Annotated in this window: 22 protein-coding genes and 1 pseudogene; 4 read left to right on the top strand and 19 right to left on the bottom strand. The window is 37.6% G+C overall.

The features are described 5' to 3' along the window. Positions 1-31 precede the first annotated feature (31 nt). Together OCV72_RS08770 and OCV72_RS08765 are read left to right on the top strand one after the other, a co-directional pair. On the top strand, positions 32-2,275 hold the full coding sequence (locus OCV72_RS08770) for an alpha-galactosidase (protein ID WP_055283240.1): 2,244 nt from the start codon (positions 32-34) through the stop codon (positions 2,273-2,275). A 3-nt stretch (positions 2,276-2,278) separates the two neighbouring features. Next, positions 2,279-2,908 (top strand): YczE/YyaS/YitT family protein, encoded by a 630-nt coding sequence (locus OCV72_RS08765; RefSeq protein ID WP_008371268.1) that lies wholly within the window; start codon positions 2,279-2,281, stop codon positions 2,906-2,908. A 153-nt stretch (positions 2,909-3,061) separates the two neighbouring features. Here OCV72_RS08765 and OCV72_RS08760 read toward each other — a convergent pair whose 3' ends face one another. Further along, positions 3,062-4,414, bottom strand: coding sequence for a sensor histidine kinase (locus OCV72_RS08760; RefSeq protein ID WP_055283238.1), 1,353 nt, complete (start codon positions 4,412-4,414; stop codon positions 3,062-3,064). Next, positions 4,411-5,085 carry a response regulator transcription factor gene (locus OCV72_RS08755; RefSeq protein WP_055157894.1) on the bottom strand — a complete coding sequence of 225 codons (675 nt, stop codon included), beginning with the start codon at positions 5,083-5,085 and terminating at the stop codon, positions 4,411-4,413. The genes OCV72_RS08760 and OCV72_RS08755 overlap by 4 nt, the downstream gene beginning before the upstream one ends. 157 nt (positions 5,086-5,242) lie before the next feature. Between OCV72_RS08755 and OCV72_RS08750 the strand changes: the two genes are divergently transcribed. Continuing rightward, positions 5,243-5,722, top strand: coding sequence for a hypothetical protein (locus OCV72_RS08750; protein ID WP_055283236.1), 480 nt, complete (start codon positions 5,243-5,245; stop codon positions 5,720-5,722). 143 nt (positions 5,723-5,865) lie between these two features. On the opposite strand, the gene OCV72_RS08745 is transcribed toward OCV72_RS08750, so the two are convergent. From OCV72_RS08745 to OCV72_RS08720, 6 genes are all read right to left on the bottom strand, one after another. Then, complete coding sequence (locus tag OCV72_RS08745; RefSeq protein WP_330376574.1) at positions 5,866-6,555, bottom strand: DUF5714 domain-containing protein; 690 nt, start codon at positions 6,553-6,555, stop codon at positions 5,866-5,868. A gap of 135 nt (positions 6,556-6,690) precedes the next feature. Then, a complete protein-coding gene (locus OCV72_RS08740; protein WP_055283232.1) occupies positions 6,691-8,058 on the bottom strand; it encodes a GGDEF domain-containing protein in 1,368 nt (455 codons plus the stop codon). A 448-nt stretch (positions 8,059-8,506) separates the two neighbouring features. After that, positions 8,507-10,477: an ATP-binding protein gene (locus tag OCV72_RS08735; RefSeq protein WP_081021038.1), complete on the bottom strand. Its 1,971-nt coding sequence runs from the start codon at positions 10,475-10,477 to the stop codon at positions 8,507-8,509. A 189-nt stretch (positions 10,478-10,666) separates the two neighbouring features. After that, on the bottom strand, positions 10,667-11,140 hold the full coding sequence (locus OCV72_RS08730) for an extracellular solute-binding protein (protein ID WP_055283229.1): 474 nt from the start codon (positions 11,138-11,140) through the stop codon (positions 10,667-10,669). A gap of 704 nt (positions 11,141-11,844) precedes the next feature. Continuing rightward, positions 11,845-12,054 carry a DUF6219 family protein gene (locus tag OCV72_RS08725; RefSeq protein WP_008392833.1) on the bottom strand — a complete coding sequence of 70 codons (210 nt, stop codon included), beginning with the start codon at positions 12,052-12,054 and terminating at the stop codon, positions 11,845-11,847. Positions 12,055-12,129: 75 nt separating this feature from the next. Continuing rightward, complete coding sequence (locus OCV72_RS08720; RefSeq protein ID WP_055176454.1) at positions 12,130-12,654, bottom strand: flavodoxin family protein; 525 nt, start codon at positions 12,652-12,654, stop codon at positions 12,130-12,132. Between the two features lie 380 nt (positions 12,655-13,034). Between OCV72_RS08720 and OCV72_RS08715 the strand changes: the two genes are divergently transcribed. After that, complete coding sequence (locus OCV72_RS08715) at positions 13,035-13,550, top strand: ImmA/IrrE family metallo-endopeptidase (RefSeq protein WP_276554523.1); 516 nt, start codon at positions 13,035-13,037, stop codon at positions 13,548-13,550. A gap of 177 nt (positions 13,551-13,727) precedes the next feature. On the opposite strand, the gene OCV72_RS08710 is transcribed toward OCV72_RS08715, so the two are convergent. The 11 genes and pseudogenes from OCV72_RS08710 to OCV72_RS16800 form a co-directional block, all read right to left on the bottom strand. Beyond that, positions 13,728-14,300: a CDP-alcohol phosphatidyltransferase family protein gene (locus OCV72_RS08710; RefSeq protein WP_006427153.1), complete on the bottom strand. Its 573-nt coding sequence runs from the start codon at positions 14,298-14,300 to the stop codon at positions 13,728-13,730. Then, positions 14,290-15,354, bottom strand: coding sequence for an FUSC family protein (locus tag OCV72_RS08705; protein WP_005360242.1), 1,065 nt, complete (start codon positions 15,352-15,354; stop codon positions 14,290-14,292). Before OCV72_RS08705 ends, OCV72_RS08710 begins: the two co-directional genes overlap by 11 nt. A gap of 31 nt (positions 15,355-15,385) precedes the next feature. Further along, positions 15,386-16,429, bottom strand: coding sequence for a HAMP domain-containing sensor histidine kinase (locus OCV72_RS08700; protein WP_015559634.1), 1,044 nt, complete (start codon positions 16,427-16,429; stop codon positions 15,386-15,388). Continuing rightward, complete coding sequence (locus tag OCV72_RS08695) at positions 16,429-17,139, bottom strand: response regulator transcription factor (protein ID WP_055195604.1); 711 nt, start codon at positions 17,137-17,139, stop codon at positions 16,429-16,431. The genes OCV72_RS08700 and OCV72_RS08695 overlap by 1 nt, the downstream gene beginning before the upstream one ends. Further along, positions 17,118-18,551, bottom strand: coding sequence for a phospholipase D family protein (locus OCV72_RS08690; protein WP_055283227.1), 1,434 nt, complete (start codon positions 18,549-18,551; stop codon positions 17,118-17,120). The genes OCV72_RS08695 and OCV72_RS08690 overlap by 22 nt, the downstream gene beginning before the upstream one ends. A 290-nt stretch (positions 18,552-18,841) precedes the next feature. After that, positions 18,842-20,401, bottom strand: coding sequence for a cardiolipin synthase (cls, locus tag OCV72_RS08685; RefSeq protein WP_006427148.1), 1,560 nt, complete (start codon positions 20,399-20,401; stop codon positions 18,842-18,844). A gap of 35 nt (positions 20,402-20,436) precedes the next feature. Beyond that, the gene (locus OCV72_RS08680; RefSeq protein ID WP_005360232.1) at positions 20,437-21,117 is read right to left on the bottom strand and encodes a GTP pyrophosphokinase; all 681 of its coding nucleotides are present in this window, start codon (positions 21,115-21,117) and stop codon (positions 20,437-20,439) included. A 38-nt stretch (positions 21,118-21,155) separates the two neighbouring features. Further along, positions 21,156-22,133, bottom strand: a complete 978-nt coding sequence (gene bsh, locus OCV72_RS08675) for a choloylglycine hydrolase (protein ID WP_005347230.1) — start codon at positions 22,131-22,133, stop codon at positions 21,156-21,158. A gap of 134 nt (positions 22,134-22,267) precedes the next feature. Next, on the bottom strand, positions 22,268-22,672 hold the full coding sequence (locus tag OCV72_RS08670) for a hypothetical protein (protein WP_006427147.1): 405 nt from the start codon (positions 22,670-22,672) through the stop codon (positions 22,268-22,270). A 7-nt stretch (positions 22,673-22,679) separates the two neighbouring features. After that, entirely contained in the window at positions 22,680-22,976 is a 297-nt protein-coding gene (locus tag OCV72_RS08665; protein ID WP_005334864.1) for a hypothetical protein, read from the bottom strand. Positions 22,977-23,008: 32 nt separating this feature from the next. Continuing rightward, a pseudogene (locus OCV72_RS16800) lies at positions 23,009-23,131 on the bottom strand (ParA family protein); the annotation flags it as partial.

Raw genomic sequence — 23,131 nt, 5'->3', positions numbered from 1 at the left:
GCCAACAATTAAATTGTAAAAGGGGTATTATATGAGACAGATTATTTTTCACGAGGAAACGAAAACTTTCCATTTATACAATGAAAAAATCAGTTATATCTTATGTGTATTAGAAAATGGACATCTGGGACAATTATATTTTGGAAAACGACTTCATGACAAAGCAGATTTTTCTTATCTGGTTGAGAAATGTGAACGCCCAATGACATCATATATATATGAATGGGATCGTACTTTTTCATTGGAACATATCCGACAGGAATATCCTGTTTACGGTACGACAGACTACAGACATCCGGCAATTGAATTGTTGCAGGAAAATGGCAGCAGAATCAGTGAGTTCCAATATGACTGTTATGAGATTATTGCCGGAAAACCGAAACTCTCCGGATTGCCGGCAACTTACACAGAGTCCAAGGAGGAAGCGCAGACATTGCGCATCTTTCTGAAAGACGCTTTGACTGGTGCAAAACTGGCGCTTTTATATACGATTTTTGATGAATATAGTGCAATTGCAAGAAGTGCTTATATTGAAAATGCCGGTGAGAAAAATCTGCATGTATTAAATATGATGAGCTTAAGCCTGGATCTTCCGGATAAGGATTATGAATGGATGCAGTTGTCCGGTGCGTGGTCCAGAGAGCGCTATATAAAGAATCGAACATTGGAGCAAGGCATAACAGCTATCGACAGCATGCGCGGAAATTCTTCTCACGAACATAATCCGTTCCTTGCTTTAAAACGTCACAACACAGATGAAAATGCAGGAGAAGCAATCGGAATAAGCCTTGTATATAGTGGAAATTTCCGTATGCAGGCAGAGGTAGATACACATGATGTGACACGAATTACAGCCGGGATCAATCCGGAAGGATTCGATTGGAAATTAGAACCGGGAGAAAGCTTTCAGACACCGGAAGCAGTTCTGGTTTACAGTGAAAATGGATTAAATGGCATGAGTCAGACATTCCAGAAGCTGTATGCAAAGAGACTCGCAAGAGGGTACTGGCGTGATAAGGCAAGACCGATTTTAAATAACAACTGGGAAGCAACTTATTTTGACTTTACAGAAGATCGCCTTGTAGAGATTGCAAGGAAAGCAAAAGAATGTGGAGTAGAACTGTTTGTCTTAGATGACGGATGGTTTGGCGCAAGAAGAAATGACAGAGCTGGTCTTGGTGATTGGGTGGCAAATGAAGAGCTTCTGCCAAATGGCATCAAAGGCCTGTCAGAAAGAATTGAAGCACTAGGATTAAAATTCGGTCTTTGGTTTGAGCCGGAGATGGTAAATAAAGACTCTGATCTTTATCGAGCACATCCGGACTGGATCTTACAGACACCAGGAAGAAATACATCACACGGCAGATACCAATATGTACTCGATTTTGCAAGAAAAGAAGTAGTAGATCATATTTACGGAATGATGGCAAAGTTATTATCGGAGTCGAAAATCTCATATATTAAATGGGATATGAACCGAAGCATTACAGAATGCTACAGCAGCAAATTTTCTTCAGACAGACAGGGAGAAGTGTTCCATCGTTATATTTTAGGTGTATATGATCTGTATGAACGTTTGACAAATGAGTTTCCAGAAGTATTATTTGAATCCTGCGCCAGCGGTGGCGGAAGATTTGACCCGGGAATGCTGTATTATGCACCACAGGGATGGACAAGCGATGATTCGGATGCAATTGAGCGTCTGAAGATTCAGTACGGAACTTCTATGTGTTATCCGCTCAGCAGTATGGGAAGCCATGTGTCTGTTGTCCCGAATCACCAGGTATTTCGCAATACCCCATTACATACAAGAGCGAATGTAGCATACTTTGGAACTTTTGGATACGAACTGGATCTCAACAAATTGACAGAAGAAGAGATCAAAGAAGTAAAAGAACAGATCACATTTATGAAAGAATACCGAGAAGTGTTACAGTTTGGAACATTTTATCGTCTGAAAAGTCCATTCGAAGGAAATGAGACGGTATGGATGGTGACAAATGAAGACCGCACGCTTGCAATCGTAGGCTACTATCGTGTTTTAAATGGAGTGAATCAGCCGTATAGCCGTGTCAGATTACAGGGATTGAACCCGGATATGATTTATGAAAATGTATGGAATCATACAGAAAATTACGGAGACGAATTGATGAATTATGGATTGATCACATCCGATGTGACAGCTGGTGAAGTGCCAGGGAATGTGACTCCTTGTACCGATTTTGAATCTAGAATATATATGCTGAAAGGCAAAAAAGTTCAGGAGGGAAGATAGATCATGACGAAGACAAAAAGAACCGGCGGAATGGTACTGGGAATATTGTTTATTGGATTATGTGTATCTTTCTTACGACTTTCACAATTTGGCGTGGATCCATTCAGTGCAATGAATCTTGGAATCAGCGGATTTATCGGATGGAGCTTTGGAACGTGGCAGTTGCTTGTCAATGCGATCATCCTTGTAGTTGTATTTTTTCAGGCAAGATCCTGCATTGGTGCGGGGACCATTATCAATATGGTATTTGTCGGATACATTGCAGACTTTATTTGTTATGTAGCGAATGATGTAGTGCAGATTCAGATGAATCTGCCACTGCGTATCCTTGCACTGCTGCTTGCTCAGTTGATGGCATCTATGGGAGTGGCATTATATATGGTCGCAGATATGGGAATCGCTCCATATGACAGTGTCGCAATTATAATCGAGAAACTGACACATCAGAAAATTCCATTCCATAAAGCAAGGATTCTTTCAGATGTTGTTGTCGTGATTATCGGAATCATATTTGCCACTGCATCTGGGGCGGGTATCTGGTCGGTAGTAGGGATTGGGACAATTATAAATGCCTGCTTCAACGGCCCATTAATTCAATTTTTTAAAACAAAACTGGAGAGATTTTACTTGTAAAATCTACGGATTACAATTCTCCAATTCTTGCAAGGCTCATATCCTGAACGGATACGGGCCTTTCTTTTTCACCAGTAGCTTCATCCAAACCTTCACATTGAATAATGAACCCTTCTCTTTGGTAAAAAAAATTGGATATACAGCGATAGCTCCTTATATTTTCGGAAATCGGAAAATAAAACTCGTTCCGATACCTTCGATACTTTCGACGTGAATGGTTCCATTGTGGAGATTTACAATCCAACGCACCATAGAAAGGCCGAGTCCGGTACCGCCACTTTCTCTGGAACGGCTTTTGTCTATGCGATAGAAACGCTCCCAGATTCTGTCCAGGTGTTCCTCACTTATTCCAATACCATCATCTTTCACTTCACCGACAATCTGGTCATTTTCGACCTTCAGGATAACATGGATATGTCCATTTGTTTTTCCGTAATTGATGGCATTGGTTATTAAATTCATCATCATACGCAAAATCAATGTCTGGTCGCCGTTCATAAATAAGTCGTCCTGCTTTTGCAGGGTAATCTCAATATTTTTTTCCTGTGCTTTTGTCTGCAGTTCTTCTATTACAAGTTCGCTTAATAATCCAAAATCCAGTTTTTCCATCAGATGCTGCTCATCCTGTTCGTTTCTGGCGATCATTAACATTTCGCTTGTCAGCTTTGACATTCGTTTTGCCTGCCTTAAGATGACTGCAATCTCTTCCTTATCTTCCGCAGATAAGTTTTCATTTTCCAATAAGTACTCACACTGGGAAATGATAACAGCAACGGGAGTCCGCAGTTCATGGGATACGTCTGATGTGAATTGACGTTCCTTCTCAAACGAAAATTCCAATCGCTCGAACATTCCGTTAAATTTCTCCGACAATTCGTATAATTCATCTTTTGCTTTTGGCAGAGACAATCGTTTGGAAAGATCTTTTCCATTGCTGATGTTTTCAACTTCATCGCAGATAAGATCCACCTGTCTCAATGCCCGTTTGATCATAAAATATCCGATGGCTCCGATCAGAATAATGAGTAATGGGAATACAATCAACAGCATTTTCTCGGATGTCTGCATGAAAAGTTCTATAGAATGTACAGAGGTAATTCCTCGTACCCACATTTCCTCATCATCACCGTAAGTGTAAACGCTGTCATATATCATCCATTTTCGATTTGATCCGGTTATCATTCGCGGTGTATTCGACTTGAGGATAGTTTCTTCTGGAAATTGGGTTGGAATCGTTCCATAAAGTAAGCGTCCGTTTTTGTCATAAATACAAAACATAATACCGTCATCGTAAAATTCGGTATCGCCGTCAAGATAAAAGGAATCATCCTGAAAATTAATATTTGAAGAGAAACCAGTCACTGCGGCACTGATTTCTTCTTCTGTCGCAGAAATTCCAACCTTATCCACAAAAAGAAGGACGAGAACTAAAATAGTCCCAAGGACTACGGCAATGATTCCGGTGTACCATAGCGTAATTTTTTTCTTGATCGTCAGCTGTTTCATTCGTTTTCCCTCATTACATATCCGACACCGCGAACAGTGTGGATGAGTTTTTGTTCATATTGTGCATCGATTTTTTTTCGCAAATAACGAATGTATACGTCGATCACATTGGAACCACCTTCAAAATCAAAGTCCCACGCATTCTGTTCAATCTGCTGTCTTGTCATTACGATATTTTTGTTGCGCATAAGACATTCCAGAACCATAAATTCTTTTGCAGAAAGATCAATTTCATTTCCGGCTCTTGTAACCTTTCTTGTGTCACGATCCAGAATAAGATCTGCTATTTTTAGTTGATTGGATGTAAATTGTGGCTTTCTACGCATCATGACACGGATTCTTGCAAGCAGTTCTTCAAATGCAAATGGTTTGATCAGGTAATCATCGGCACCAAGATCCAGTCCTTTGACACGGTCCTCAATGCTGTCTTTTGCTGTCAGTAACAGAACCGGTGTATCATCTTCTCGTTGCCTTAATTCTCTTAAGATTTCATATCCATCCTTTCCCGGCAACATGATATCAAGAATAATACCATCGTAGGAAGTCATATCGATATAAGCCATCGCTTCCAGACCATCCCCACAGGCATCTACACTGTAATGTTCCTTGACAAGCCTTTTTTTGACAATGTTTCTTAAATCATTCTCGTCTTCTACAATCAGTAATCTCATAATGTAATTATTATAATACCAATCATTTTCGTGTGCTAGAGTCCTTTTTTTCATTTTTTGAAATTACTATTTGTTTTAATCTTTTTTTAATCTTCCCCCCATATGATACATATAACAGCAAAAACAAAACATCCAAGAGACGGAAGGAGAACACGTTATGAAAAAAATATTAGTAGTTTTATTATCCCTCACATTAATATTTGCTTTTACAGGATGCACTTCATCCAATAATGAAGCTACAGAAGATATTAAGACCCAGGAAGTTGTAACATCAAATACAGATGACGATGATGATAACATCAGTAACACAGAAAACGCAGCAGAGAATGTGAACGAAAAGGACTATGATTTTTCTTCTTATGAAGAAGAAATCTGTAATATAACAAAAAGTGTAAACAATGCAAAAACATCTACAAATGCATCTGAGAATCACGAACAATTCTACACTTTGAAAAGGCAGGTAGACGCAGTTGATGACGAACTGGATAAACTTGATGATGAATTTGAGTATGCTTACCAGATGAAAGAGATTAGCTTCGAGACATACAAAGCGAGAGAACGCGCGATTGAAAAACTGGAAGATGAACTGGAATTAGCAGAAGAAGCGCTGGAAAACAAATACGGCATTGATGATTAATTCAATCTGGGCTACAAGAATGTGGCAGAACTTTCTTAATTTCTAAAATCGGGTAGGAGGTAGATAATTATTTTATCTACCTGCATACCTCTGCGATCTGACTACGGCATGAATTATGAACACAGATAAATGCGACTTTTTTCTTATTCATGAAACGGACACCTCTCCTTAATACATTGGTTGTTCTTATCAGAATGAATACACTTTATAACAGGCTTTTCCATTTGTATATTGAAATTCTCTGCCACATAGTCAATTGCTGAGATTATGGCTATATAGGAATCTCTTTTACAACATCTTGGTCCACCAATGCTCCCGATTGCGTCAAGTGCCTTAGAAGTCATTTTATTAGCCAGACCCCAAGGTTCATTTTTAAGTGGAGTCGCTCCTGAGATTATTGATATAAACATTCCTGTACTAATTCCGGCGCCACAAGCACCCCAGAATCCACATACACCGCCTGGAACAGCTTTTCCTCTATTCATCATTTCAAGCAGAGCTTCCGGCAAATCAATCTCACCACCTGCATTTTTATATGCGGTAAGAAGCGCTGAACCAACCATAACATGATGCTCTGGTCCATGCATATGACAGAACGGCTGCGCCATCATTCTTCTTATAATTTCTATCGGATTCTTAGATGTTTCACTAAGACATATGTCTATAATTACACCCATTTCTTTTGTATGGCATTCATTACATACATAATGACCCTGCTCACATCTAGTTTTGCTTAATTCCTTTTTATGGCATAACACGCACTCCATCATTTCATCTTTTTCAAGATATATAATTGGTGCTTTACATATAATACATTCTTCTTTCATTTCCATTTCCTACCTTCCCAAAGCTTCAACAAATGATATTCTTCATAGGCAAATCCCTCATCTACTTCCAAATCAAGTGCTGCATATAAACTCAAAATCAGTAAAAAAAAGAAATCGAACGAATTTCTCTGATTTTTATCATCATCTTCTGTCCATTCCGCTTCTAATGTAATATTGCTTCTTACTCTCATACATTCTTTCATCCGAAGCTTTTGAAATATCAAATATGCTGTTCCACTTTCGCTCCGAACTGAAGACATATCCATACGAAACCGCCATCGACTCGACAAATTCTCCATGCCAGCTTGCCACTCTCTGCTCAAATGTCCTCAGCATATTTTCAAACTGCGGTATGTCTTTTGTAATGATAACAACGAACTCATCGCCGCCCACTCTGTATACCTTGCCATGTTCACTGAAGCTGCTTTTCATACAATCTGCAGCCGCCCGTATAAGCTCATCTCCTGCTACATGTCCAAAAGAATCATTTGCTCTCTTGAGCCCGTTAAGATCCATAGAAACATATACCCATTCCTTACTAAGATTGAGCTTGTTTATGTCCTCCTCATACGCACGTCTGTTATAACATCTGGTGAGTTCGTCCGTATTCGATGTATACCGGAATTTTTCTTTTTCATATTTCTCTTTCATGACCTTCGACAACATATACACCATACAACACGAAGCCAGAATCAAGTATATTCCAACTATAAGAATAGCCAAAAGGCTTCCCTGCTGATAATAAGAATCCTTTACCATTACAGTAACAATATATGCCCCCTCCTGCTTCTCCACACACCGATAATGCCGCATATCAATACTGTCAATTTCCAGGCCTATTTTACTGCTGTCTGTAGCTCCGGCTACGATCTTTGTATCCGAATCTGCAACCAGTATCTCCATATCTTTATACACTGGCATATCCGCAACTACGGTAGAAATCTCATTCTGCCTGACCTCGTTCAGAAGCCGTTTTGGCTCAATACCAACCTGAATCATTTTGTTTCCGGCTTCATTCCAGGTAATCGCGTACATCATTTCTTTAGCTTCGGACGTATTCGGCGTCACATCCTGACACATAGTAAGCTTCTTATCCGTAAGCATTGGCTTGAAATATTCCATCTGTTCTCCTGAATCAAAGCTATATCCAAAATATTTTGGCACAGAACCGCTGTAAATATATCCTTTTGTGTCAAACAAATGTATCTCATCCACAGATATCAACGCCGCAACCTTCTGTAACTCGTCGACATCGTATTCCACCTCTGGTTTCGCATCGATAATATAAGAAACCGCCTTGGCTCTGACTATATAATCATCCTTCAGCGATTTAATAAGCGCTTTTTCACTCTCATCATTTTTATCAAGCACGGTAATAACACGATCTAAAAGTACCTTTGACGTCCGGTCCGCGTTTCTGTCATTAACATACTTTAAAATAAAACCTTCCAACAGTAATGCTGCAGCAATTATCGCAATGGCAGGGACTATAAATTTTCTCTTTTTCATATGCCTCTTCCCGTTTTTTACAACTTTATATTCTATAATGAGTATATCATAAAAACGAAATTTCCGATTGTTTATTTTTTGTTGATATTGTCACTATAACAAATTTATTTTTCATAATACACATGCCCTGATCATTACTTCCATTATTTTTAAATGCCTAATACGGATATGAAGTAGGCTGCACTCTCAAATCCCTATAGAATCGGTAACGCCGGTACTGGATATCAAAATCCCGCACCGGCGTTATTCATTGTAATTATCTTTTTTTCCTAATCATAGAATAGCTGACTGTCATCTCTACAAACGTGAAGTTATTCATTAATTCAGCTTCAATCTCTACAATGGTAAGCATCCCCAACTTGGGGACGATTTGCATCTACAATCCTTCACCTCTATTGTTGCTTTATATAATCCCTGTAACGATGCGATTTTCCTAATGCTCCGACACTTATCTGTCATTTTGTTTCTGCTTCAGTTCCTTTGCCAAACATGTGTCACGTTTAATGTATTTAGCGATTGTATCAGTTAATTCCTCCATGTTAATCGGCTTGGAAATATGGTCATTCATGCCTGAATCCAGGGATTCCTGAATATCATCTATAAAAGCATTTGCAGACAAAGCTATAATTGGAATCCTAACCGCATCGAGGCGCTCTATACCTAGAGCTCGAATGGCTTTCGTTGCTTGGTGTCCATCCATGTTTGGCATCATAATATCCATCAAAATAAGATCGTATGTGTCTCGTGGATGATTTTTAAACAAATTCACGACTTCTTTTCCATCTGATGCGCGTGTTACGGTCATACCGGCATCTTCCAGCATTATCGTAGCAAGTTCAGCATTTAGATCATTATCCTCTGCCATAAGAACATGAACACCTGTCAAATCTCTATGTAGAGATTGTTTTTGTTTTGATTGAATAACTTGTTCTGTCAACTCCAGTGGAATCTCCACAGTGAATGTAGTACCTATACCTTTTTTACTCTCAACAGCAATTGAACCGCCCATCATATCTATATGTTTTTTTGTGATGGCCATGCCAAGACCGGTTCCCTTATATTTAGTTCTGGCATTAGCATCATCTTCTTGTGAAAACGGCTTGAATAATTCTTTCTGGAACTCTTCACTCATGCCAATACCATTATCTTGAACAACATAACGAATTATGATATGTTTCTCATCCGTTCCGGGGTAACTGCTGATATCCAAAGTAATCTTTCCACCGTCCTTTGTGAATTTCACAGCATTGCCAAGAAGATTCACCAGGACTTCTCGAATACGCGTAACATCCGCAAGGACATATGGGTTCTTTGGTCTTTCTCGATGTACTTCAAACTTAAGATCTCGGTTATAAAGAAGTCCATTCATAATCGCCTGGACGTTATCTGTCAATTGAGTAATGTCCACTGGCTCAGGCGAAATGATAACTTTTCCACTTTCAATGCGACTGAAATCCAGAACGTCATTCAACAAAGAGAGAAGATGATTCGAACTTTTTTGAACTTTCTCCAAGCTATCATGAATATCTGAAACCGTGTTCTGGTGAAGCGCAATGTTTGTAAATCCAATAATGGCATTCATCGGCGTTCTGATGTCATGGCTAATATTAAGCAAAAACGCAGATTTTGCTTTGTTGGCAGCATTTGCTTCCTCAGCGGCGGTCATTAATAATTGTTTTTGTTTTTGCTCTTCTGCCTTGCTTTTCTGGTAAACATAATAGGTATATAGACAAATTAAAAACAATACAGCTCCTGCGACTAAACCGCAGATGATGGAAATATGATTCGTCTCTTCAACCATTCCATAAGCTGATTGCATATCCATTTCAATGCAAAATGCGCCAATGATTTCTCCTGTCCCATCATGATTTGCTCTTACAGGATAGCAAGCCGTAAAAATCGGACCCCATGTTGTATCAATGATATCCTGAGAGTACACATTCTCCCCAGAAATAGCCCTATCAATATACGGAACCATTTCTTCCTCAATATAATCTCCAGGGTGTCTTACATCATCCGCATCCGGATCCAAACCGTCTACCACATAAACGAGTTTTCCTTCTTCATTTTTTGTAGCGGTGTAAATATATCGAGTAGAATTCAGTGTTCTGATTTCATTGAAATATGAAGAAATATCCTTATATAATTGCTTCTTTTCATCAGATTGATCTTTGATTTGATCAAAATCTTCTTTGCCGATTCTTCTATTCACAAGTTTGTGTACTGCATCTGCACTCGCTGTGTCACGTGTGATTTCTGTTTCAAGGGCGGTCTTAGTGTAAGAACTTTGCAGAATATATGTGTACGACGCTATTACCAAAATTATCAAAAGTCCCGCAATCACAAAGATACTGCCTGTATTCTTCAGCCTAAGGAATTTCTTTTTCTTCAAATTAACACCTTCTTTTGTTTTCTTCATGTCTTTCACTCAAACATATTTCGTCTGTTAAAACACTATGTTCCGTTTTTTCGGTTTTGTATTTACTAAGTGTCTTTAAGTTTTCTGTTTTATTTTTAAAGTTTATCCACTTTTCATTCTCTTCCCAAAATCCAAATATACACATCAAATTATTTACTTTATCATATCACAGCTTCTATTGATTCGCCATCAACCTTTCAAACCAATCGCTGCCGCCTGAATTATTTCTTGATTTGACCAGTCTTCTGCAAGGTCCATCGAGTAAGGTTTTATACCCTTATCATAAAATTGCTGGCAAACCTGTACGTATTCTTCATAATTTTCCGGAACTTTGATTCCATACTGATCAAACAGTGTCTTGTTGGCAATAATCGTCTGCGGAATTGCACAGATTGGCAACCACTGAATTTCATCATCTGTATCCTTATAATATTCCACTGCATAGGAATAGTACTTAGAAACCACATCATAAGAAGCAAAATCCATAAGATATGGCTGTAAATCCTGCGCATCCGTTCCAGAGAATCGACGTACTGTCATGATGTCCGGCAACTCACCATGCTCTTTAAAATAGCTATATAAATCAGTGTCATTATTTCCAATAATAAATTCAATATCCTGATCTGGAAACTGCTCATGGATATAAGGAGCAATATTTTTCATTAAACGATTTTCCCACAGATACACGGTAAGGTGATCGTCTTTTTTAGATTGTCCACATCCAGCCAAAATACCAGTTACTAAAAGTACACCAGACACCAATGCGGCCAGATAATATTTTGTTTTTTGCGTACGTCAAATTCCTTATTCTTTCGATTAAAACACATTTCAATAGTTTCTTTTTACAAGCCCTTTAGCTTTGTGTCACAGATTTTCATCTGCTTTGTCTCAATTCTTTTAATTATAGCATTTTATTTTTTCACGTCTATATTTTTTTCCCACTGTAAAACAGCCTCTGAGAGTTTCGTTATATAGAGAGGTACAAATAAGAGCAAGATCCACCCAAATATTACCGTATCGCCATTTTATGGCTACGGCATACCTACGGGTAAGTCTCTTGATGGGGATTCCGATTCCCCATACCCTCGTACAGACATCAAAGATATCATTAATAAGGGTGAGATCACTGGTGCAGTTGACATTGACAATATGTATGAATTTGCTTCTTCACACTGCAATGATTTCAAAGATCTCCGCGATGATGAGGACATTGTTATCAATCGGGAGTGGATCCTTAACAAACTTGCCGAAGCAGAAAACGAATAGTATATTTTGTGGCTACACCCCCAAGCCCCTGTGGAATCAATAACACCGGTACTGGATATCAAAATCCCGCACCGGCGTTATTTATTAAAATATTTTGTTTTTTAATCTTCAACACTCTCTACTGAAACTTCTTTTTTCTTCCTACTTTTACCAGAAATCATCTTGTGTCCTGTATAAATAGCCATAATCATGCAAAGCAAAGAACTTGCTGCAAAGTACTTATGGCCTTCTTTTGATCCCTTATAACCTGTATAAAAAGTTCCAAGCATTGTAATCAGTGCACCGATAGACCAATATTTATGTGATTTCATTCAGATACCTCCTGCCGTTTTTCTTAATCATATACCTTTTAAAAGATATATACAAACTGGAATTTGGTGTGTGCTTTATAAATTTTTTCCGATCCACTCAAGTTCGTTCATGGAATCCTTATTTTTTTCAAGTTCATCTCTGGCTGTTGCGTAATATGATTTTTTGAAAAGCATATCCCATGAAAGATATTTTGCCATACAGTCAAACTGCTTATCAATCAGCTCATACTGGATACTGCCTACGGGAGAACCACCTACAACAATTGTGCCAACTTTTTTGTTTTTTAACTGCAATCCACGGCAGTAGCACTTATCAATGATAAGTTTCAATTGTGCTGACATTCCCCACCAATAAACTGGTGTAGCAAAAAGAATCATATCTGCGGCAGCAATTTTATCAATTGTAGAATTTGTATCATCCTTATCGACGCATCCCTTAGAGCATTGACAGACACCACATCCCTTGCATGGTGCAATGTTGAGTTTGTCGGGTTCAATGATTTCAATTTTATTCTTTTCTGACGCTCCTTTTATAAATGCATTGATTGCTGCCAGCGTATTTCCTTTTCTGGCACTTCCATTAATGATTACAATTTTCATGCGTGTATCCTCCAACTCCCGATTTGCACATCAAATCGTTTTCTTCATTCTATCACAACTTCTATTGATCCGCCATCAGTCTTTCGAACCAAGTATTGCTGTTTGACCATTAGCTGTAGCTAATAGAATTGAATACTGTTTCAGCTAATTCATGTTTGCCGGTGGATCACTGACAGACGAAGATAAAATAGCTTTTATGGATGAGATCCAGAGCCTTTATCTGGATTCCAAAAGACGTGCAAAGAAATTTACACCGAAAAAATATCTGAAAAACCAAGAGGAAAAATAATAGAAGGCGGGATTATTGTACACCTAATCTGTTACCTTATAGTTACAAGGATATTTCTGCCCTTTTATTTTTTACTTTTGAGGTGATTTATTTGAGAAACACTTACATATATACAGAAACAAAGAAATTAATCAAGAAATATGGAACCCGAGATCCATTTGAGATCATGGATCAGATGAACATTGTTGTCGGGGAAACTTCCAGATATAAGACACTGAAAGGATATTGTTTTATGAGCTGCAAGACAATCTATGTCATGATCAGCAGTTTCCTTTCAGAAGAAGAAAAGATGATCGTTGCCGCCCACGAATTAGGGCATATCATCCTGCATCGTTCCCAGCTGAAAATGGCTCCGATGCAAGATGATACACTCTACAATATGACGGATAATACAGAATACCAGGCCAATCTGTTTGCTGCCGATCTGCTGATTGAAGATGAGAAAATCGAAGATATGGTTCAGAACGAGGACCTGGATTATTTCGGACTCTGCAGTTCATTGAATGCGACTCCGGAACTAATGAGCTTTAAATTATACAGCCTGACAAAACGAGGCCAGGCTTATCATATGCCGATGGAGATTCAGAGCAATTTCCTGGCGAAATAAAGTAAATAAAGATCCTGTTCTATATATCATAGTATGAACAGGATCTTTTTATAATGATTTATTTTCTATCTAAAATTTTATTAAACCGACTAAAGACTCCATAGTTTGTGTGTTTGACTTACTGTTTATATCTATCTTCTCCTAAATATTTTTCTAGTCATTGCAATATAAAATTGCTTATACAGTCTCTCCCTTAAGAGTCCTGGTATTCTGGATAATATACAGAGCGACCGATATGACCATCATTATAGCGCACAAACCAATCAACAGATCTGATACCATCGGTGTAATGTGGAACCATATAATATGCACCGCTGCAGTTCCATATAATAAAAAGGTTACTATCTTTCCATGCCAGTCTGCACCGTGTACTTTTCCTGTCTTTCGTATCACAAGACATCCACTGACTGCCATATACAGCTCCTTACCTGCCATTATTACGATTAAAAGAAGCATATGCGGAAACCGAGTAAACAGACAGATTAACATCGCTGCCTGTGTCAGCTTATCGGCCACCGGATCAAGTATTTTTCCCAAATTACTAATCATATGGAATCTTCTTGCGATATATCCATCAGCAAGATCCGTAAGACCAGACAGCAATAAGATTTCTCCAGCTAACAGAGGATTTTTCTTTACACAATAGCTCCATATAATTACCGGAATCAGGCAAAGCCGAAAAAAAGAAAGAAGATTAGGAACCGTAATAATTCTATTCAAATTTTCTTCCTGATTCACTTCACTCTGCATGTACGGTCGCCTCACTTTCCTTTTTTTTTGACATAAACCAATAAAATATAACACAAAATGCTAATGCAAACACAACACCAAAAACATTTTGAATCACTCTAAGACTAACCGCTCCTTGTAGTCCATAAGTCTCTGCAGCAATGGCTAAAGCACCAAATGTGTTAAATACTGCCTGCCAGCCATATTGTGCTGAAAGTCCTACACCGATTCCACCAAGAATTCCTATATATGCATAGATTGACGAAGGAAGCAGAAAATATAATACTGTAAAACATATAACACCTGCAATATTTCCGACAATCCTTTTACGGACTCTATAGTGCATATCTTCCATAAATGGCAAAATCGCGGACATGGCCGCAATACCAGCCCACATTGCACGTGGCATATTACAAAGTTCTGCAATGCAAAGGACAATCGGTACGCATAAAATCTGACATATCTGCCATTTTGTTCTGGAAGAAGTGATATCAAATTCTTGTATCAGATCTTTCAGATTTCTTTTATAAGTTCTGTTTTTATGATTTCGATAAAATACGAAGCAGGTAAGTGCTGCACCTAAAGCCATTCCGACTAATCGCATCTGATAGCTTTTTCCCGTAACATCATAACCATATAGCAGCAGATACCCAAGAACCAATGTAGATTGATTAAACATGAATGGATTATGGCATCCGAACAGAATCAACACAGCCAGTGCCGCAATATTTAACAGCATTCCCAATACCGGTGAAAACTGATTTGCTAAATGCGGACATACAGTCATAATTACAAAGAACAAAGCCAAAAGCATCGTAGATTGTCCGGTGTGGATCCCCAGATCCGCATTCCGAAATACCATAAGGCATAATAAAACTACTACACCCACAATACTATTCTCATTTCCAAATAAGATACTGAAAATAGTAACAAATAAAAAACAAAATGCCATTGTAACAGCTATCTTTACCAAATATACCAGTATATGATATGATTTTTCTTTCACTGTTTCACTCTTTTTCAACAGATTTTTAGAACCTGCCTGATTTAACTGCAATTCCTGATAAAATGTCATGTAATTCCTCCTCTATCTGTTTTTCTTAAACTTATATGGCCTCATCTTTCTGTATTGGAAGCTCTACAACAAATCTGCATCCACCATATTCACGGTTTTCTGCTTTGATTGTTCCTCCGGCACTATCTACAATCCGTTTTACAAGTGCAAGACCTAGGCCATTTCCTTCTGCTTTATGAGATCCATCTACCTGATAGAACTTGTCAAATATTCTGGATTTTACATCATCCTCTATTCCTGGTCCTTCATCTTCCAGAATGAACTTAACAGAATCCTGTTCTTGTTTCAGAAACATCGTAATTGTCCCCTTTGAAGGGCTGAACTTAATCGCATTATCCAAAAGATTTATCCAGATATGCATAAAAAGTCCTTCATTCCCAGTATATTTAACTTCCTCCAATTCTACCTGAAAACCAATTTCTTTTTCTGTCCATTTTGTTTCCAATGAAAGAAATGCCTGGCGGATCTGTTCATCCAGACGATATTCTGTTTTTTTCATTGGTATATTCTGATTCTCTAACTTGGATAACAGCAAAATATTACCAACCAATCCGGAAAGTCTTTGGGTGTTAAATAAGATTTTTTCTACATATTCCTCTTGATCCGGAGACAGTTCTTCTCCCTGAAGCAGCATTGTATATCCTTCAATGGCATTAATCGGGGTCTTAAACTCATGAGAAACATTAGATACAAAATCCATCTGCAGCACCTCTGTTGCACGAAGTTCTTTTGTCATAACGTTAAAACTTTGATAAGATTCTCCAACTTCTGCTATACGGCTGTTCGTTTCCAAATGCTGTTCAAAATCTCCCCGAGAAACTTCCTTCATTGCTTTACTAAGCCTAGTAATTGGTTCCAGTAACTTTGCATTAATAAAGGAAGTGATCAGCCCTGCAATCAATGTATTGAAAATCAAAAGCCAGCCAAGCACAGGTATGCTGCCCGGCAGATTAAAAAAATGATTCAAAAAAGCAAATAATAAAGCAGATATAACTGTTGAAAATACAAGTGCCAGCCAGATTGCACCAGTCAGACAGGATCGGATCCGCAATCCTTTTTCTTTCTTTTGTTCCATTATTTTTTCACCACCTTGTATCCAATTCCACGCATTGTTACAATTTCAAAATCCGGGTTATCTTTAAAACGCTCTCTGATTCTTCCTATATGTACCTCTATCGTATGTGGGTCTGCCTCCGTCTCGTATCCCCATACTTCATCCATCAACTGTTGTTTTGTAAATGTTCTGCCTGGCGAAGTTGCAAGCTTATATAAAAGCAGGAATTCTTTTTTAGGCAAAACAAGACTTTCCTTATCAGTTGTAACCGTCATTGCATCATAATCAAACTCTGTTGAACCGATCACAATTTTGTGTTCATTCAGTATCTGTGCACGGCGAAGCAGTGCTCCGACTCTTAAAACCATTTCATTCACATTTACCGGTTTTACCATATAATCGTCACTTCCCGAAAGAAATCCCTGGCGCATATCATCAAAGGAACCTTTCGCAGTGATCATAAGCACTGGTATCTGATATCCTGCTGAGCGAAGTTCTGACACCAGTTCATAGCCATCCATAACCGGCATCATAATATCAGAAATGATCAGATCAATATATTCCTTATCCAATACTTCTAATGCCTGTGCTCCATCCGATGCACTTTTGACTTGATATCCATTCTTCTCAAGCACTTTTTGGAATAGCTGGCTTAATTCTTTATCATCTTCTACAATCAATATTTGAAACACGTTTTCCTTCCTCCTTATTAAAACAGATACCTTGCCCATCCAAGCAGATGCTGTACCAAAAATATTTTTCTCTGACGTTTCTTTGTTAATTCGATTGGCTCTACATGATATGGATCACGATAGGTTCCATCTTCCAATACCTGGCGGGACACTCTTTCATATTCCATCATGCCCTCTTCCAGCTGTTTATTAATATCTTTACTGCGTATTACAAGCATCAGTTCCGTATCCAGATATGCACTTCTCATGTCCATATTAAAGGAACCGATTACAGACAGATCATCGTCAATCAGAATACTTTTTCCGTGGTATGAATAACCGCCTTCATATTCCCAGATATTAATTCCTGTACTTAAGATTCTATTTCTGTTTTTCGCATAATCGGCAGACCCAAATGGGTTCCCATTATTCGCAACTGAATTTGTCATGATAGAAAAATCTGAAACGTTCTCTGCAATCTCCTCCCATGTATTATACATCATATCATTACAGATAATATATGGCGTGTGGATCTTCACACGATTTTTTGCATTTTTCATCAATTCTCCCAACTGATACCACACTACTGGTTCTTTGGAACCTGTGTGAATAGGATTTGACACTAATGCAATCTTTTCTGTCTCAAAAGTTTCGTCCGTATAATCGGTCTCGCAGATTCTTTCCTTATTCTCTTCAAAATATTTCTGATAGCTGTTCTGCAGCTCTAAAACTGCGTTCTTTACAGATTTTCTATTTGCCAGTTTTTTATTGTTATGAAAATAACCACTGTCTTCCTGATTCCATATGGTTTCAAAATACTCTGACAACTGGTTAACTGAATTTTCTTTCTCAGGTTCATCGCAAACCACTAACACGTCTCTGTCATAGTTCTTATGTCCCGGAAAATCACCCAGGAAATAATTATATGTATTTCTTCCCCCAAGAATATATCTCTTTCCATCTGCAATCAAATATTTATCATGCATTCTACCCATCATTTTCCACGGTTTCAACGGATTGGCCTTATTATACAGTTTAATTTCAACATTCTCATGGGAAGATAATCCATAGAAATACGGATTTCCTTCCATATCAATCCAGCTCTCCATTCCATCTACTAACAGACGAATATGTACACCTCTGTCTGCCGCATCATGCAGTGCTCCTAAAATCAATTTTCCACTTTCATCGGATTGAAATGCAAAAGTAGAAAGAATAATTTCCTTTTTTGCATTCTTGATCAAACGCACTCTTTGTAAAAGCGCTTCTGGATTCTTTTCTATGATTACTGCCCGTTCTGTATTTTCACTGCATTCGTTCCATGACCCATTTTTTGTTTCTTTTTTGGTTGTATTGGACACTTCCGGCTGCTTTTTATATGCAACGCAGATTCCGAGCAATTCATAAAAAGCCACACATAAAAAAATTGCCAGTATAACAAGAAGGATTTTACATATTTTATGCTTTTTCATTGTACATCACCTGCTTCCTTTTTATTTCATACTTATACAATACAAAGTCAATCTCAATTTAACCTCAACAAAATTTATTTTTCATAAAAAAATATGACCGGCTTCTTTTTAAAGAAACAGTCATATTTTTATTCTAATATATGAAGGAGCTTTTCTTACTCCGTTGTATTAATCACTATCCATGCAAAATCTTCTTTGTACAACAGACTGTTAGATATAGCAAAAACGGCCTTTCAAAAACAGTTAACTTCTAAATCAACTGTTTTTTGAAAGGTCGTTTCATCAGATTCTTATAGCAATCCAGCAAATAATCTCATAAATAATTGTCCCAGTCGCAAATATGCACTTCGTCCGGTTTGATATTGGTCTGTCACATCACGACATTCTCCCATCGTTCTTATCAGATCATTTTTTATTTCCACAACTGCCTGACAATCTGCCATAAAACAGCCGTTTTCAAAATGGTGATATAAACTTCGATAATCCAGATTAATTGTTCCACAAGTTGCCATACAGTCATCTGCCACACTCATTTTTGCATGACAGAAACCAGGAGTCCACTCATAAACACGAACACCATGTTTAACTAATCCATGATAAAAAGAACGAGTTATATTATAAATGAATTTTTTATCAGGGATACCAGGTGTGATAATTCTTACGTCTACCCCTCGCTTAGCAGCCAGACATAACGCATGCGTCATTTCATCTGTTATGATTAGATATGGAGTCATAAACCAACAATATTTTTCAGCTTTATTTATCATACTGATATAAACTTCTTCTCCTACTTGCTCATTATCCATAGGGCTGTCTGCATAAGGTTGAACAAACCCAGTTTGCTGTGCCGCATAATCATAGTGGAAAAGGTATTTACTAAAATCAGAATCATTAGCATCCTTATCACTTACTGCATTCCACATTTCCAAAAATGTCACCGTAAGCGACTGAACAGCATCTCCTTCTAAACGAATACCTGTATCTTTCCACTGTCCATACGGGTGTGTGTAATTAAAATATTCGTTTGCTAGATTATATCCACCTGTAAATCCGACTTTTCCATCAATAACTGTTATTTTTCTATGATCACGATTGTTCAAAAACAGATTTAAACCTGGCATAAACGGATTGAATACACGGCAATGAATTCCTATTGCTTCCATCTTTTTCACAAAATCTGTGTTAATAAAGCCTATAGAACCCATATCATCGTAGAATACTCTAACTTCCACACCTGCTTTTACTCGCTCTTCCAGAACATCTTGAATCTTATGCCATGCTTCAGCGTCTTCTATCGCATGATATTCCATAAAGATAAACTTCTGTGCTTTCTCCAAATCCTTAAGCTGTGCCTCTAATCCTTTCACTGCTTCATCAAAATACACAATATCCGTATTCTGATAGATTGGATACTGCGAATTTCTTTGTATGTAACTTGCTATATTTCCTGCTTTCGGAATTTTTTCTTTTATTTTGCTCAAACACTCCTGACTGTCCGGAAGCATTGGTAACAATTTGCTATCAATTTCTGCATATCGCTCACGCATTTTATGTGTGCCACCATTCAAACCAATCAACAAATACAGGCCTACACCCATAATTGGGAAAATTAGAATTAAGATGACCCAAGGCATTTTCATAGAGGATGTCTTATTTGATGCGTACAATCCCAAAACCAAGATCCCACTCAAAATCCTTGTAAATAAATTTATGATTTCTGCATATTCATTCAAGCGTGTTACGATAGTAATAATAAAAATCACTTCCAGAAGAATGCAGATTATGGAAAAACACAGCCGTTTTACCCCATTTTTTGTTTTTGCTTTGCCCTCTAAAGTATCTTGTTTCATATATATTCCACCTTCCTACTTGCTCAGTTTTCTTCCTAAATTTCGTGGAACATACCAATTTTGTCTTTTATTCTCTGCATTTCATTATCTGCTTCAATGATAGCTCTTGCAGAATGAAGTAATTCTTCACTTATCTCATCATAGCCAGGCATTTCTTCAATTCCTTTTTTATAGCGAAGTTGATGTTCCAATGTTGCCCAGAAATCCATACCATTGGTTCGAATCTGTAATTCTACACGCATAGGTGTTTTACCCTTAGCAAAAAATACTGGTATTTCAACAATCATATGATAGCTTCGATAACCATTCGATTTTGGATTTTTTATATAATCTTTTATTTCAATAACTTTAATATCATCCTGTTGGGTAATCAAATCTGATATCATATAAATATCGTCAATAAACGCACAAACTATTCGAACGCCTGCTACATCATTGAGATATGTCTGTATATTTTCTGTTGTAAATTCATATCCCATCTTCTGCAGTTTATCGTAAATACTATTGGGCTGCTTAATTCTTGTTTTTATAAAAGAAATAGGATTTCGATTGTTCTCAACTGAAAATTCATCATCCAAAACCTCAAGTTTAGTTTGTATCTCCCGAATAGCACAACGATACATCATCATTAAATTATAAAATTTTGTAGCATTATTTAAAAACTGTAGTGATTCCGGACTGTTCATCCTGAGTTTTTTTACTTCATCTTTTGTCATGGAACTTTCCTTTCTACCTCATCCCTGATTTCAAAACATTATTTATTTTGATAGTTGATTCGTTCTCCTTGAATTACTGGATAACAAATCATTTTATCACTATCCAGATTTTCTACATGCATATCTACTGCACTGATCTGATGGTTTTCATAAGTATTGTAATAATAAATACCTTTTGTAACATTACAACACGACGTATACAATGTGATTTCATATTTTCCATCCGCTACTTCGCAACATCCTCGTTGCTGATCCACAGATCCGAGAATGTGGAAGAATTGGCTAACGCTTTCTTCCTCTGATTCACCTGAAATTGCATTTACCTTTGTAAAAGCTACACGTACAAAGCGTGAGGAAGATGAGAGATCTCCCGGAAGACCTAATCCTCCCATACCTCTACTATATGCATCAAGAGCCAAATTTTCGCAGAAAGTATTTCTGGGCTGTTTAGGAGATAAATACATATAATTATTTAGTTGAAACATCTGCTGTGGAAATGGAGGATTATTCGTAAGCACTCCTACTGGATTGTCATAAATATGCAAACCATCTGACATAGATTCTACCGTAATTGACTCATTCTCATCAGAAATGATCCAGTGTAATTGTGCTAATGGTAATTGCTCGCTGAAAGGAGTATTAACAATATTAATTCGTTCAAGAAGCTCGCGAACTTCAACTAAAGAAGAACACTGACTTAAAATCCACGGAATAAATTCAAACTGTGCAATATTTTCCACATCTGGCTTAATCGCGGCATAAACAGCATTTCCGACAAAATTCAGTCCTGCCATTGCCACTCCTTTTTCATTCATAGCATCATAATACAAAGGATAATCCTCAGCAACATGAGCCATTCCAATAATTGCATAATGATTTTTCATATCGCCAACATGGCGAAAATTAAACGCATAATTACGTGGTGTAATTACTATCTGATCACCATAAGAGAATTCATAATCGAGGGTTCGTCCAAAGTAAAAATCTTTTGTTTTATAAGTTGCTGCTGTACACATGATCGTTTATCCTCCTAAATAGATTGAAATATGTCAATGAGCTTTTTCTTGAACAATATTATAGCACAATTCTTTTATTTTGTTCCAACTTCATACATGATCATAACATGTAAACTTTAAACTATTTTCCTAGATTATTTCTCCATCAGTTTTTCAAACCAGGTATCCATAGCTAGGATGAATTGACCTACGTCTGGCAATTCTTGCAGCATTTCGTTTAGGGTTTTGTGCTTCACATATTTCTGCACATACACCCAACAGGCAACGCTACTGGCTTCTGATACAATGTCAGCTATGGTTTTGCGCATAAGCTCTTCAAATTCAGCAATTTCTTCTTTTGGAACAACATCATACAGTGTTGGTGCCTGATGACTTAATTTTACGCCATTTTCATTTGCATCTTTAAGCAGATTCTTAACTTTTTCTCTTGAGTTCTCCGGTACTTTCATGTACTCCCAGATAAATGCTACCACATCGGACGGTGTGTCTTTTTTTAGTGGTGGTAACTGAATATAATCATTGTTTTCGCTCATTTTCATATTCTCCTCACGATATAATAAAATCAATAATACGTTCTCTTGTCATGTCCAGTACAGTATCTACAAACACTCCTGCAAACAGGATCAGATACAGAATTACACTCAGCGAAAATAGAAATGCAACCTGTACCCAGTCATGATAACAGTATGCAGTCGCTATAATCAATAAAGTGAATATAAATCCAAGGATCCCTCTGACAACCGCATAAGTCTGTACTGTCATTTTTACTGCCAGGCCGATCACAAAAAGGATCAGCCATACCGGCAGTAATAATATCTTTCCAGCAAGTTTTAAAATAAACATGTGCACCTCCTATCTTACCAGTCCTGGCATATCATATCCCTTGCGTAATTGGTTCTGAAATCTACCATGGTCAGGAGAATGCCCTCAATCGCCAGTTTCCGGTTCAGTCTTTTCTTTACTGTAAGAATGGTCTTGATCAGCTGCTGAAGTCCTTT

The sequence above is a fragment of the Dorea amylophila genome (assembly GCF_025567265.1).
Lineage (GTDB): Bacteria > Bacillota > Clostridia > Lachnospirales > Lachnospiraceae > Dorea_A > Dorea_A amylophila.
The sequence above is the reverse complement of the archived record's forward strand: the minus strand, read 5'-3'. Positions and strand labels throughout refer to the sequence as shown.

Bases quoted from the DNA above. Each gene is read 5' to 3' on its own strand.
- OCV72_RS08770 (WP_055283240.1), top strand. From the start codon at position 32: ATGAGACAGATTATTTTTCACGAGGAAACGAAAACTTTCCATTTATAC.
- OCV72_RS08765 (WP_008371268.1), top strand. From the start codon at position 2,279: ATGACGAAGACAAAAAGAACCGGCGGAATGGTACTGGGAATATTGTTT.
- OCV72_RS08760 (WP_055283238.1), bottom strand. From the start codon at position 4,414: ATGAAACAGCTGACGATCAAGAAAAAAATTACGCTATGGTACACCGGA.
- OCV72_RS08755 (WP_055157894.1), bottom strand. From the start codon at position 5,085: ATGAGATTACTGATTGTAGAAGACGAGAATGATTTAAGAAACATTGTC.
- OCV72_RS08750 (WP_055283236.1), top strand. From the start codon at position 5,243: ATGAAAAAAATATTAGTAGTTTTATTATCCCTCACATTAATATTTGCT.
- OCV72_RS08745 (WP_330376574.1), bottom strand. From the start codon at position 6,555: ATGGAAATGAAAGAAGAATGTATTATATGTAAAGCACCAATTATATAT.
- OCV72_RS08740 (WP_055283232.1), bottom strand. From the start codon at position 8,058: ATGAAAAAGAGAAAATTTATAGTCCCTGCCATTGCGATAATTGCTGCA.
- OCV72_RS08735 (WP_081021038.1), bottom strand. From the start codon at position 10,477: ATGAAGAAAACAAAAGAAGGTGTTAATTTGAAGAAAAAGAAATTCCTT.
- OCV72_RS08730 (WP_055283229.1), bottom strand. From the start codon at position 11,140: ATGAAAAATATTGCTCCTTATATCCATGAGCAGTTTCCAGATCAGGAT.
- OCV72_RS08725 (WP_008392833.1), bottom strand. From the start codon at position 12,054: ATGAAATCACATAAATATTGGTCTATCGGTGCACTGATTACAATGCTT.
- OCV72_RS08720 (WP_055176454.1), bottom strand. From the start codon at position 12,654: ATGAAAATTGTAATCATTAATGGAAGTGCCAGAAAAGGAAATACGCTG.
- OCV72_RS08710 (WP_006427153.1), bottom strand. From the start codon at position 14,300: ATGCAGAGTGAAGTGAATCAGGAAGAAAATTTGAATAGAATTATTACG.
- OCV72_RS08705 (WP_005360242.1), bottom strand. From the start codon at position 15,354: ATGACATTTTATCAGGAATTGCAGTTAAATCAGGCAGGTTCTAAAAAT.
- OCV72_RS08700 (WP_015559634.1), bottom strand. From the start codon at position 16,429: ATGGAACAAAAGAAAGAAAAAGGATTGCGGATCCGATCCTGTCTGACT.
- OCV72_RS08695 (WP_055195604.1), bottom strand. From the start codon at position 17,139: ATGGGCAAGGTATCTGTTTTAATAAGGAGGAAGGAAAACGTGTTTCAA.
- OCV72_RS08690 (WP_055283227.1), bottom strand. From the start codon at position 18,551: ATGAAAAAGCATAAAATATGTAAAATCCTTCTTGTTATACTGGCAATT.
- cls (WP_006427148.1), bottom strand. From the start codon at position 20,401: ATGAAACAAGATACTTTAGAGGGCAAAGCAAAAACAAAAAATGGGGTA.
- OCV72_RS08680 (WP_005360232.1), bottom strand. From the start codon at position 21,117: ATGACAAAAGATGAAGTAAAAAAACTCAGGATGAACAGTCCGGAATCA.
- bsh (WP_005347230.1), bottom strand. From the start codon at position 22,133: ATGTGTACAGCAGCAACTTATAAAACAAAAGATTTTTACTTTGGACGA.
- OCV72_RS08670 (WP_006427147.1), bottom strand. From the start codon at position 22,672: ATGAAAATGAGCGAAAACAATGATTATATTCAGTTACCACCACTAAAA.
- OCV72_RS08665 (WP_005334864.1), bottom strand. From the start codon at position 22,976: ATGTTTATTTTAAAACTTGCTGGAAAGATATTATTACTGCCGGTATGG.